This is a genomic window from Muriicola sp. Z0-33, from assembly GCF_026126425.1.
In the GTDB taxonomy this organism is placed as follows: Bacteria; Bacteroidota; Bacteroidia; order Flavobacteriales; family Flavobacteriaceae; genus JAFMPW01.
The window spans coordinates 57,216-69,882 of record NZ_JAFMPW010000001.1; the positions used below are offsets into that span (position 1 = coordinate 57,216).

Sequence of the window (12,667 nt, forward strand, 5' to 3'; positions counted from 1 at the left end):
TTTATTTAAAATCAACGTAATCCAGAGGGTTTACCGGAACCCCATTGGTCCACAGCTCAAAATGTAAATGGGGACCTGTTGTAAGTTCTCCCGTATTACCTACTGAAGCAACTACTTCTCCTGCCCTCACAATATCCCCCTGAGATTTATTTAGGGATCCATTGTGTTTATAAACAGAAAGTAGTCCGTCTTTATGTTCAAGTATAATTACATATCCGGTTTCAGCCGTCCATTCAGCAAAAATAACTGTTCCGTTTGCTACAGCTTTAATGGGGGTGTCAACAGGAGCAACAACATCAACCGCATAGTGTTTTTCATCTGCATCGTATTCCTGTGTTACGGTCCCTGTTAGTGGAGAGAACAGTACTAACGTACTACTCGGATTGCGGTTTTCGAACAGATTGTATTTATCTTCCAAGGCAACAGATGCCCTGAGTAGCGAGTCCTCCCTTATAGGCGTAAGATCAATAGTAGATGGATCTATTTTAAATTGCTCAAAAAGGGAATCCCGATTTATTTCGTTGTTCTCTATATCTCCGCGGAGTACCATTCGGATATTATCCAAATACCGATTGGTATAACTTAATACATTAACCAGGGAATCTGTTTTATAAGTTAAATCCGTTGCTTGTTGTTTTAAGCGGGTAGATGAATAGCCCGGAATATACTCGCGAAGCGGGGTAAACGCAATCAATAGCGTGGTCAGGCCAATAAGCCCTATTATAAATAACGTGCCTGTCACAAAAACATTAAGCCGGCTTAATTTAAAAGAAATTTTTTCTTCAAAAGTGCTCTCATTAAGAATCACAAGACGATACTTGTGTAAAAGCTTTCTTTTAATTTCCTTTCTTTTCTTTCCTTTTTTTGCCATAAAGCACAAAGATAAGGTTCGTTTTAAATATTGTAGTGTTTCCCATTTAATTTTAGGAAAGCAGATTCACGTAAGGGGGCGTAAATATCCAAAATAAAATACAAAGTACTTTCCTAACAATTAAATATATATCTTGGCGTTACTATAATCAGTAAACTAAGAACTTTTTTTAGTACATTTGTTATCCATTTAAATTTAATGCTATGTTATCTTTAGTTACATTTCTTGCCATTGGGGCTCCACAAATAATATTGGTTGTTGTAGTTGTATTATTACTATTTGGCGGAAAGAAAATACCAGAATTAATGCGAGGTCTTGGAAGCGGAATCAAAGAGTTTAAAGATGCTTCAAAAGAAGACGAAAAATTAGAGGAGAAAAACGAATAGTCTAATTCTTATTCCTTGAATTTATATGTACATCTCCGTTTTGGAGGTGTATTTTTTTTGTATAAACTTACCCATGCAACATATATACTATTCGGTATTTTTATATCGATAACGATAGTCCTGAACGGCCTGGACGATATTCAATTGCAGCTTTTTCTGCTAAAAAACTCAGAAAATGTAAAGAATATGGGCATTAACTACATATATGGCCACTTTCACAACAAAAATAAATTATTGGGTGCTTCAAATACTACATTTGCTTCAATTAACTGACCAGTAGGACTTTGAAGTTTTTGAAGTGTTTGAAGTAAAAGAAAATAGCAATATTGAGCGCCTGTCAAAATGGGCACTGTGTTATCCGATCAATTTGGGAAGCAACAGCTGTGTTGATAGTTGTTCCAACCCGAATTGTTTTATGTCTTTACCCATAACTATCAGCCTGTTAAAAGAGGCATACGAAACTTCATGTCTCTGCGTTAATTATAAACAGGACGCCATTAGTTCCCGTAAACTGTCCAACCGTCTGAAGAGAAATGTGGCTGTGATAATCCCGGGAATTGATTCGACCTTACGAATTGAGCTAAAACACCTAATTACCCCAGTCTCCCAATTCCAAGCCCGAAGATTATCCTAATGAAGCCTACCATGAAAAATATTATTATAGCCTGCGCATTCTTGCTAAGCATTGGAGTAAGTGCACAGGATTTACAAGATAATTCCAGCGTACCCTCATCCAATGCATATGCATCGGCATTTGAGGACGGCACTACTGGCAATCTTACCAACGAGGCTTCCGAGATTCTTGACCGTGAAACGTTTAAAATAGCAGCAAAACACAATGATATCCCCACGCGCCTCTTTCAAAGATTAGGTGGAATAAATGATGGTTTTTATCTTATCACTGGGGTTTATAGCAAAGACAAGAATGCTAAAAAACATGTCAAAAAGCTAAAGAAAAAGAAGATTGAAGCCGCATATTTTAAACATCCGGAAACCAATTTAAGATATGTTTACTTAGAGCATCATACCAAAGGGATGACCGCAATTGATGCCACAAACAGCTTTAAGAATTCCAGATATGACGGAGATATATGGATTTTGGAAGTGGCTGAAAGTGTCGCTAATACCCCTCTTAAACAAGAAACTGCAACTCGCAGTAGTGCCGATAAAACGAAGCGAGATACTTTCTCTAATGGAGCTAAAGCGAGTGATGAAGTAAGGACAACTGCAAATAAAGATGATGTGCCCAATACCAAGGCCAAGCTGATTCAGAAAGCCGACATATATTTTGACAAAATGTGGTACGCTGAAGCTGCTGAACTTTATGAAATTGCCTTGGAAAAATACGATGACAGTCAATCTTATGAGGTGATTCAAAAGGCAGGTGATTCGCATTATTTCAACACTAATATGGAAAGAGCATATCAGTGGTATGATATTTTGTACTCCCGATATGGCAAAGAGATGTCCGCAGATAATCTGTTCAAATACGCACATAGTTTAAAAGGAACAGGTAAATATGCCCGCGCAAAAAGATTAATGCGTCTTTACAACAAGAAGATAGAAAGCGCTGATGTTGCCAACATCGACAGCAGGGATGCAACTCCTAACGAGGTTGTTTTGGATAATATTCTTAGTGCCGAACAGACTTTTGAGATCAAGAACCTGGATATCAATTCAAAATATTCTGATTTTTCACCAATGTTTCACAATGGGGATGAGATGGTTTTTGCCTCAGCTGCTGATTCTGCCTTTTTTAGTACCAGAAGGTATAAATGGAATAATCAACCTTATCTGGACCTCTATGTTGCCAAAATAAACAAAGAATCTGACGAAGTAAGAAATGCTATTAAATTCTCGAAAAAAATCAATACCAAGTACCACGAAGCCTCGGTTACTTTCTCCCCGGACAATACCACTATGTATTTTACGAGGAACAACTATGGTAAGAAGCTCAAAAGGGATAAAAACGGTATAAATCACTTAAAAATTTACATGTCAAGGAAGGTCGGCGATGATTGGACTGAGGCTACAGAAGTTTCGTTTAACAGCGATAATTACTCTACAGGACATCCGGCAATGAGCCCGGACGGCAAACAAATGTATTTCGTCTCTGACATGCCCGGTAGCATTGGTCAGACAGACATATTTGTGGTGGATGTGTTGGGTGACGGACAATTTTCAGAACCCAGAAATCTTGGGCCAGAGATTAATACAGAACAAAAAGAGATGTTTCCATTTATTAACAACAAGAAACTGTATTTTTCTTCCAACGGTCATGTAGGTCTTGGAGGATTAGACATTTATGAAGTGGCTTTTGATGATGAAGATGGCTTTCTTGAGGTAAGGAATTTAGGGAAGCCCATAAATAGCAAAGTAGATGACTTTTCTTATATCATAGACGAGGAAACTCAAAAGGGGTTCTTTGCTTCCAACAGAAGAGGAGGTAAGGGTGATGATGATATATATTCCTTTAAAAGTCTTATTGTTGAGGAAGTAGAAGAAAATGCCATTGCAGGAGTGGTCACAGAGCTTGTTACAGGTGAAACTATGCCCGAAGCCCTGGTTATCTTGTTAGACGAGAACAACAGGAAACTTAAAGAAGTAGTTACAGGAGATGACGGCAGTTTTATTTTTGAGGACCTGGAAGGCACTACCAAATACACCATTAAAACCGTAAAAGGCTCCTATTTTGACGATGAGAAGATAGTTGAAACCAAGAAGAACGAGGTGGTCAATGCCGATGTCACAATGAAGCGTCTGAAAGAACTGATCGCCATTGAAGACGGAATCAAAAAATTGAAAATAGATATGATCTATTTTGATTTTGACAAATTTTACATCAGGAATGATGCCTCCAAGGAGCTAGACAAACTGGTAGACGTTATGAACGAGTACGAAGGCATGGTTATCAAAATTGAATCTCATACAGATTCCAGGGGTAACAATGCCTACAACAAGTACTTGTCTGACAAACGAGCCAAGTCTACACGTGATTATCTGATTCGTCAGGGGATATCTCCAGAGCGTATTGAAAGCGCTATAGGCTACGGAGAGGAAAGACTGCTCAACGAATGCGACGGCAGTGTCAGGTGCAGTGGAACAAAACACCAGCTTAACAGACGTTCAGAGTTTATAATTGTAAAGATGTAAGCTTCTTAAATCAGGAATAAAAACTTAAATCCGCTGTTAGCCAACAGCGGATTTTTATTTGTACAAATCTGGATTAGTTAGGGAAAATAGTTGTCCGAATACAAAATCGCAGCATTCTGTTTTTATTTTCACAACATGATCCGGCCCATTCACAACAAAGCATTTACGGGAAATACCTAATAAAAAGATATAGAGTTATATATAGTAGTATATCTAATTAATAACCATTAATCTGACATTATGAAAAACATTCTACTTCTTAAGGAAATATATCTCGAGGCCTTTAAAAATCTCGGGAGTGCAATAGTTAAGAATTACTTTAAAATCTTTTCATGGTTCTGCTTTGTAAGCTTTATTATAGTGCTATATGCCTTTTTATTTAGGGTAGCTACAGGCTTTGCTTTTGACTAAAGACACAAATAAAATTAGCCCTTAGGGGCTTTTTTTATGCCCTGTTTTAATTGAATTGAACCGTTTTAAGAATTGCTTCTAGCTGAAACATATAATCTCTTTTATTCGTAGCTGGAGCAAAAGTAAACCCTTCCAGAACCAATTTTCTGTCGTTCTCACTATCGTTAATGATATAAGTTAGAAATGGCCCGGCCATGGGGTAGTTCTGCACTTCCCAAATACCCCTCACTTCCACAGCCTTCTTTCCTCCAATCTCTGCAGAAAATATATAAGGAGCAAACGCTTTTTCAGTGGCCATATAAGTTGTTTTATTAGGGATATCAGGTCCTGGGATATACTTCTTCCCTATTGAATCTCGCATTTTCACAATGTCTCCTACAAAAGTAGATTCGTCTGAAAAACTCTCGGAGGGCATTTCATAAGCAATTATATTCATGTTGCCCTTGGGAATTTCCATATCAATCCATACGAAGTTGTCTTCTTGTTTCCCTACAGTATATAAAGAGGGCATTTTCAGTGTAATATTGAATTTATCCTCCAGGACTTTTTCTTTATTTAGCGACCTCTCAAATCTTTTTTGTTCCTCTTTGATTTCCATTTGCCTTATCGCGGCAATAATTTGATCCGAAGTGTCCTCTATGTTCTGTATGATTTCTTCCCTGGTTGTTCCCTTAATGACTGCAACCTTTTGCGGACTCGCATAAAGATCTGTTTTAATATGAGCGATATTCACAGTATCCAGACCCACAAAGAGTACAGATCGTCTATGCCTGGTCTGTCCCGAAAAGACCCTTTGAGGCATGTGATTTATTGTAAATTTAGCCTCGTCCCATGTAAGGCCAACAATTGGTGCCGCAAAATGCTCTCTTACCTTATCGCCTATTTCACTTTCCCAAAGATGCGTCTCCATAACTACCACAAGGTTATTAATGGCGCCAAGAGATGCTGGTTTATAAACTTTCTTGTTTTTCTCTTCACATGATGTGGCTATAACGAGAAGAAGGATAAATAGCGTTCCAAATTTTTTCATATAGGTTTAAATTACGATGAACAATCGCACAATTTCAATTTTGTGCCCGGTTGAAGATTGTTACCACTAATACCGTTCCATTCTCGTAAATTTTCAATAGAAATTCCAGGATATTTTCTGGAAATCGTCCAAAGAGAATCTCCCCGCTTTACGGTGTGTATCTTAGATCCGCCTGCATTAGAGGAAGTATTGGCCGGTTTAGATGCCTTTGGCGAGGCTTTTGCGACCTGAGTTATTGGTCTTCTTGGAAAGATAGTAAGGCGTTGGCCAACTCTTAAATTATTACTTCTAAGTCCGTTCCATCTTTTGATCTGGCTTACTCCAACCCCGTAGCGTTCAGCAATTTTACCCAGATAATCCCCGGATCTCACCTTATACCTAATCCTATCTTGGGCCTTTACCAGTTGGGGCAAGGGGCTTTCCTTGCTTTTAAACTCTTTTTCCACATGCGCATATATGGCCGTTTCATTGGCCACAAACTTCCTCATTGCATCATGAGGGAGGCGCAAGATGTAATTCTTCCCTTCAACCTTGGGAATGATGTTTAACTTGTACGACGGATTGAGTATTTTCAGCTCGTCTTTACTTACCCCTACCAATTCTGATATCTGATCAAAAGTAATCAGGTTCTTAACATGTACTGTATCCGTTTCAAAATATGGTCTGTCTGCTTTCTTAATAGTGAGGCCGTGTTCTTCAGCAAATTCGAAGAGATACATAGTGGCAATAAAAGCCGGAACATAACCTGCGGTTTCCCGCGGAAGATTTCTTCTGATATTCCAGTAATTCTTATATCCACCGGATCTTCTTATAGCCTTATTTACATTTCCGGGACCAGAGTTATATGCCGCCAGGGCCAGATCCCAATCGCCGAATATATCATAGAGCTTGGAGAGATATTTACAAGCCGCTTCAGTGGCTAAAATTGGGTCACTGCGCTCGTCCACATAACTGCTGACATCTAATCCATACATTTTTCCCGTTCCGTACATAAATTGCCAGAGCCCTGTGGCGCCTACCCTGGATTTCGCTCTGGGATTTAAGGCAGACTCTACAATGGCCAGGTATTTTATTTCGAGTGGAATATCATAATTGTCCAATTCCTGTTCAAACATCGGAAAATAGAACTGACTTGCCGTAAGCATGCGTTCCATTAATTCTTTTTTTCGAATAAGGAACGACTTTATAACACTTTCCAATGAGGGGTTATAAGAGATGTTCAGCGGTGTTTTCTGATTGAGTAGTTCTAATCGTTCTTTTAAAAGATCGGTGTCTAACTCCATGTTTTGGGCGCCAGTAGTATCAGGAGAGGTTACCGCCTTATACATGTCATCATATAGCGCGGCACTCTGATACAATTCCTTCATCCAAAGGCTGTCATATAATGCCGCCTGGGCCATATCTGCCAGATTATAGCCGCTTTTTTCCTTTTTAAATTCCAGAGGATTATCAGCGAGTTCGTTAAGAGTTCCAGGAAGATCTTCTTTATCGGCATTATTTGTTTCAAAGGATGCTGAATCTAACGCAACTTTCTTTTGTACAAGGATTGCAGGGCTTTCCGTAGCTAAAGAATCTACTTGTTGCCCCTGTACAGAAAACAGAATAATAAACAGAAAGGATGTGAGCGCTATTTTCTTAAATGCGGACATAAAACAATTATTTGGCCGTGGGGGCTAACGAAAATCGTTTTTTTTTCTGAAAATATAAAATATTCCTAGTGAAACTATTGCCAATTTTTGACGGCCTCTTTATTCGATAACGCCTTTAGCTTCCCAATATTGCGGCTATTCCGGGCAAGGTTTTCCCTTCCAGACTCTCTAACATGGCCCCTCCTCCCGTGGAAACATAGCTCACCTTGTCCTGAAAGCCAAACTGCTTAACAGCCGCAACAGAATCTCCTCCACCAACAAGGGAAAACGATCCGTTTTTTGTGGCTTCCTCAATAAACTCTCCTACTGCAATAGTACCCTTGGAGAATTTTTCCATTTCAAAAACACCTACAGGGCCGTTCCACAAAATAGTTTTTGAATCCTGTATTACCTCTCTGAAGTTATCCAGGGTAGCTGGCCCGGCATCTAAGCCTTGCCACCCGTCCGGTATTTCGTCAACTGCTATGATTTTGGTATTTGCGTCTGCGCTAAAAGCATCGGCAGCGATAACATCTACAGGGAGATGCACCTGTACTCCTTTGGCTTTTGCCTTAGATAAAATATTAATTGCCAAATCCATTTTGTCATCTTCACAAATAGAATCTCCTATTTTACCCCCCTGCGCCTTAACGAAAGTATAGGTCATTCCACCCCCAATAATAAGATGGTCTACCTTATCAAGGATATTCTCTATTATTGTGATTTTGGAAGACACTTTTGCGCCCCCCAAAATTGCGGTAACAGGCTTCTCGCCGGTTCGCATAACTTTCTCAATTGCCATTATTTCTTTGGCCAAAAGATTCCCGAAACACTTGTTTTCAGAGAAATATTTTGCCACGATAGTGGTAGAGGCATGTGCCCTGTGGGCCGTTCCAAAAGCATCATTCACATAGATGTCTCCCAATTTGGATAATGCTTCTGCAAAGGCCTCATCTCCGCTCTCTTCTTCGCTGTGAAATCTCAAGTTTTCTAAAAGCAACACCTCTCCATTCTGTAATTCGGAGGCAGCCTTCTCGGCAGCTTCCCCAACGCAATCTTCTGCGAACTTAAGTTGTACTCCAATAATTTCTGAAACTGTTTCACAAATGTGTTTCAAAGACATATCGGTATTCCGCTGACCTTTTGGCCTTCCCAGATGGCTCATAAGTACCGCACTACCCCCATCTTCCAAAATTTTTATTATTGTGGGTTTTGCCGCTTCAATTCTATTTGTATCTGTAACATTGAAGTCCTGATCCAGAGGTACGTTAAAATCTACCCTTATTAGCGCCTTCTTGTCCTCGAAATTAAAATCTTCTATTGTTTTCATAATGTTTTTGGTGTTTTTAAGCAAAGCGCAAATGTAAAGATTAATAGACTTCAGGTAAAGCCAGAAGCTTATTTATTTGCAGTCTTAAAGTTCTAAAATGTTATATTTGAAAATATGTTATTTAATCAAATTTTGGGGCTGTCACATATTAAAAGACACCTGGCCTTAAGTGCCGATGCAGGCAGGATTCCTCACGCCCAATTGTTTGTTGGTCCTGAAGGATGCGGCACTCTTCCTATGGCAATAGCATATTCACAATATATCTTATGTGGTAATATAGAAGGTGAAAACCAGGGGGGAGACCAGGCCTGTAATTTAAAATGTAATGGGTTATCACATCCCGACTTACATTTTGCTTTCCCTGTGGCAAATTCCGATAAAATTAAGAGCCATGCCGTAAGCAATCATTACATGGAAGAGTGGCGGCAATTTGTAAAAGAGCAGCCATACGGGAATCTTTTCGATTGGTACAGGCAAATTGGAATAGAAAAAAAACAAGGGCAGATTGGAGTAGATGAGGCAATGGATATAGTGAAGAAATTAGCTTTGAAGTCTTATGAAGGAGGTCATAAAATTATGATTATCTGGATGGCCGAAAAAATGAATATTTCTGCATCTAACAAACTGCTAAAACTAATTGAAGAGCCCCCGGAAAAAACGATTTTAATTCTTATTGCGGAAGATGAAGAACAGATAATACAGACCATCAAATCCAGATGTCAGCTAGTGCACTTTCCTCCGCTTGCAGAAGATGCTATTGCAGAAGCGCTAATTATCAAAGGCCTGCTGAGAGATGAAGCTTTAAGACTGGCGCACGAAGCTAATGGTAATTTCAACAAAGCCATGGACCTTATGAATAAGGACTCCGAGGAATTGATTTTTGAAAGATGGTTTGTGCAATGGATGCGGAGTGCGTTTAAGGCAAAAGGAAATAAAGCTGCCGTCCACGAATTAATTCTATGGAGTGAAGAAGTTGCAAAAACAGGACGCGAAACCCAGAAGAATTTCTTGAAATACGGCTTAGCAGTAATGCGCCAGGCCATGCTGATTAATTATAAAGCGAATGAACTGGCTTATATGAAAATTCATCTTGACGATTTTCAACTCGAGAAATTTGCCCCTTTTGTTCACGAAAACAATATTGAGAACATAGTTAGTGAAATAGAGGATGCTATCTATCATGTTGAACGCAATGGCAATTCTAAACTAATATTTACAGACCTTTCTATTCGGCTTACCAGACTATTGCATAAAAAAGCGGCATAAATAATTTATTATGGGAAATCTACTCCACAACTCTACTGAAATTTTACTCTTGTTATTTTTAATAATAACTTTTTTACAAAGTGGAATTGACAAAATCTTCGACTGGACAGGCAATCTCAGCTGGCTAAAGGGACATTTTGAAAATACCCCATTACAAAGCCTGGTTCCGTTATTGCTTGGCATCGTTCTGATTTCGGAAGTCCTGGCTGGTGCTTTGTGTTCAATTGGAATTTACCAATTGGTTGTGCTGGAGGATAAAACAATAGCCCTATTAGGAGCAATTATGTCTTGTATTGCGCTCTTAATGTTGCTTTTTGGACAGCGTATGGCCAAAGATTACGAGGGAGCAAAAACCATCGCCGTTTATTTTATCCCGGCAATATTTCTGGTTTTCCTATTACAATCTTAATCAATACAATTTCGATAAAAGATCTCAGGTTAGGGCTTGTCTAAGAAAACAACCTTTACTTTTTGTGTTTTTCGTTGAGTAACTTAAGAATCTCAGCGGTGAGATCATTTGCATCATTACCGTATAAAACACTTCCACCTTCACCCCCGCCTAAGATATAAGTATATCCTTGTGCTTTTCCATAGGTAGCTATTTCCTTCCTGACTTTACTTACCAAACTGTCCATTTCGGTGCGGCCCTCTAATTGTAGTTCCTGTTCCTGTTGCTGTAACTGTTGGCCCATAAACTGCCCTCTTTGCTGCAGCAGTTCATACTCCTCCTGCGCTTTCTTTTGAGACATGCTTTGTGCTTTGGTCTGAAAGGCCTGAGCTTCTAGCTGAAATGCCTGAGAAATACTATCTCTTCGTTTGCTAAAAGTAGCAGTCTTTGCCTGGTATTTAGCTTCGATATCCAATTTCTCCTGATACTTTTCCATAAGTTCAATATTGTCTATATAGCCAATCTTATCCTGCTGACAAGAAACCAAACCTATAATAAATCCCACAAAAAGTAATTTCTTCATACCACTGATTTTAGTGGCGCAAAAATAGGAAAGCTTTTTAAAAGTGTTATGGTATTTGCTTTTTAATATTTGGAAGTATTTCTAACTAATGAATTTGAAGCATTTCGCGAATGTAGTAAATTATAAGAAAAATCTATGGGCGGTAAACTTTACATCATTCTTGTCTATTGATTTTAGCTTGATTATTCCTTGCTGCAATCAATTATCTTTTTTCTAAGTAGTGCATAATCAACTGCCGGGTCAAAAGTGTGTCAGAAGGCTTTAAAATGGATTTTAGCCCTTTTTAAGGATGTAGATCAGCGAGGAATACTCGCCCGTCTTCATGGCTTTTAAATTCGACTTGAAACCCTGATAGAATGCACGGACATAATTAGGTTTTCCGTTTTTATATTTTTCCGAAAGCAGGGAGACATAAAAGGAGTCAAAAATCATGGGCTTAACTTTAATTACCTTCATCCCATTTTCAGAAAATAGATTTGAAATTGCAGTTTGTGAAAAATGCCATAAATGACGGGGAACATCATAGGCTGCCCAAAAGTGTTTATAATATGCCGCATCGTCAGATTTAAAATTCGGCACCGCCAGGATGAGTGTTCCGCTTTCTTCGAGTAAGGAAACAATTTGCCGAATTTGATTTTCAAGATCAGGCAGATGCTCAAGGACATGCCATAAGGTTATTACTTCAAACTTTTCGTTTTTGCAAGCAGTGCTGTCCTCTATCAAACTCAGGCCCTTGTTCAGCGCCTTATTTCTAGCCAAGGGGTTAGGCTCCACGCCTTTTACCTGCCACCCTCTTTTTTTTGCGGATAAAAGAAAATCTCCTGTTCCGGCTCCGATATCCAAAAGTGATTTACTTGCACCGGAAAAATTCTCTATTAACGAACACTTCTTCTTTAAACTGTATTGTTTAACAATATGATAGAGGCGCTCTAAAAAGTTTCTTTTTGTATCGGTATGCGAAATATAATCCTCGCTTTGATAATATTGATCTTGTTGCTTAGGCTGCGGTTGGGTGATGAGCATGTCATTCTGTTGGTCATACATCAAATGAAACTCTTCCCCACTAACTGTGTAATCCTTAGTTTTTATAAACAAGTTCATTGTAATTATCAGTAGAAAGGTACTCCTCTTTTATAGTGCGAAGGTACTGCAAAACCACTTCTCTTGAAAGCGAATCTTCTTCAAGACAATCTTTTTCTATATCGCTGTAGACTTCTATTGCGATATACCAGTTTTCCCTTTTGACAATTTCATCTCCACCTTCATAAGCACCATCTTCAGCGTCCAGGGCCGCATAAATAAGAAAGGGAAACAAATTCAATACCTTATCATTGATTTCAATTTCATAGAAGGCAAAAAAGTACTGTTCGTCCTGAACTTTAAAAGGCACATCGTCAAATACATTAATATTATCTAATTGAAATTTGTTGTTTACATAAGCATAGAATTCTCCCGCTTCCTTAGGATCTTCAAACAAGAACATTGACCGATCCGATAAGCCCTTGCTGAACTTACTACCACGGCTAACTTTATAGTCATTGATGTTAGGGGCAATCTTAAGCGGAATACAGGAACTGAAGCAAAAACAACATAAACTGAAGAATAGAATTTTTCTCATATA

12 protein-coding genes are annotated in these 12,667 nt (G+C 38.8%); 5 read left to right on the forward strand and 7 right to left on the reverse strand.

From position 1 onward, the window contains the following. Nucleotide 1: 1 nt before the first annotated feature. Nucleotides 2-871, reverse strand: a complete 870-nt coding sequence (locus J1G40_RS00290; RefSeq protein ID WP_265240269.1) for a M23 family metallopeptidase — start codon at nucleotides 869-871, stop codon at nucleotides 2-4. Between the two features lie 203 nt (nucleotides 872-1,074). On the opposite strand from J1G40_RS00290, the gene tatA reads away from it, so the two are divergent. The 3 genes from tatA to J1G40_RS00305 all read left to right on the forward strand — a co-directional run bounded on the left by tatA (nucleotide 1,075) and on the right by J1G40_RS00305 (nucleotide 4,821). Then, nucleotides 1,075-1,257 (forward strand): twin-arginine translocase TatA/TatE family subunit, encoded by a 183-nt coding sequence (tatA, locus tag J1G40_RS00295; RefSeq protein WP_265240270.1) that lies wholly within the window; start codon nucleotides 1,075-1,077, stop codon nucleotides 1,255-1,257. A gap of 645 nt (nucleotides 1,258-1,902) precedes the next feature. Beyond that, a complete protein-coding gene (locus tag J1G40_RS00300; protein ID WP_265240271.1) occupies nucleotides 1,903-4,410 on the forward strand; it encodes an OmpA family protein in 2,508 nt (835 codons plus the stop codon). Between the two features lie 240 nt (nucleotides 4,411-4,650). Next, nucleotides 4,651-4,821: a DUF6747 family protein gene (locus J1G40_RS00305; protein ID WP_265240272.1), complete on the forward strand. Its 171-nt coding sequence runs from the start codon at nucleotides 4,651-4,653 to the stop codon at nucleotides 4,819-4,821. A 46-nt stretch (nucleotides 4,822-4,867) separates the two neighbouring features. Here J1G40_RS00305 and J1G40_RS00310 read toward each other — a convergent pair whose 3' ends face one another. From J1G40_RS00310 to J1G40_RS00320, 3 genes are all read right to left on the reverse strand, one after another. Then, the gene (locus tag J1G40_RS00310) at nucleotides 4,868-5,851 is read right to left on the reverse strand and encodes a DUF4837 family protein (protein WP_265240273.1); all 984 of its coding nucleotides are present in this window, start codon (nucleotides 5,849-5,851) and stop codon (nucleotides 4,868-4,870) included. 11 nt (nucleotides 5,852-5,862) lie between these two features. After that, nucleotides 5,863-7,500 (reverse strand): LysM peptidoglycan-binding domain-containing protein, encoded by a 1,638-nt coding sequence (locus tag J1G40_RS00315; protein ID WP_265240274.1) that lies wholly within the window; start codon nucleotides 7,498-7,500, stop codon nucleotides 5,863-5,865. 115 nt (nucleotides 7,501-7,615) lie between these two features. Further along, entirely contained in the window at nucleotides 7,616-8,809 is a 1,194-nt protein-coding gene (locus tag J1G40_RS00320) for a phosphoglycerate kinase (RefSeq protein ID WP_265240275.1), read from the reverse strand. A gap of 114 nt (nucleotides 8,810-8,923) precedes the next feature. Here J1G40_RS00320 and J1G40_RS00325 point away from each other — a divergent pair, with 114 nt between their 5' ends. Continuing rightward, nucleotides 8,924-10,075, forward strand: coding sequence for an ATP-binding protein (locus tag J1G40_RS00325; protein ID WP_265240276.1), 1,152 nt, complete (start codon nucleotides 8,924-8,926; stop codon nucleotides 10,073-10,075). Nucleotides 10,076-10,085: 10 nt separating this feature from the next. Continuing rightward, nucleotides 10,086-10,484: a DoxX family protein gene (locus J1G40_RS00330; RefSeq protein WP_265240277.1), complete on the forward strand. Its 399-nt coding sequence runs from the start codon at nucleotides 10,086-10,088 to the stop codon at nucleotides 10,482-10,484. A gap of 55 nt (nucleotides 10,485-10,539) precedes the next feature. Here J1G40_RS00330 and J1G40_RS00335 read toward each other — a convergent pair whose 3' ends face one another. The 3 genes from J1G40_RS00335 to J1G40_RS00345 all read right to left on the reverse strand — a co-directional run bounded on the left by J1G40_RS00335 (nucleotide 10,540) and on the right by J1G40_RS00345 (nucleotide 12,664). Continuing rightward, nucleotides 10,540-11,046, reverse strand: a complete 507-nt coding sequence (locus J1G40_RS00335) for an OmpH family outer membrane protein (RefSeq protein WP_265240278.1) — start codon at nucleotides 11,044-11,046, stop codon at nucleotides 10,540-10,542. A gap of 273 nt (nucleotides 11,047-11,319) precedes the next feature. Further along, nucleotides 11,320-12,147, reverse strand: coding sequence for a class I SAM-dependent methyltransferase (locus J1G40_RS00340; RefSeq protein WP_265240279.1), 828 nt, complete (start codon nucleotides 12,145-12,147; stop codon nucleotides 11,320-11,322). Then, nucleotides 12,125-12,664 (reverse strand): hypothetical protein, encoded by a 540-nt coding sequence (locus J1G40_RS00345; protein WP_265240280.1) that lies wholly within the window; start codon nucleotides 12,662-12,664, stop codon nucleotides 12,125-12,127. Before J1G40_RS00345 ends, J1G40_RS00340 begins: the two co-directional genes overlap by 23 nt. Nucleotides 12,665-12,667: the final 3 nt, after the last annotated feature.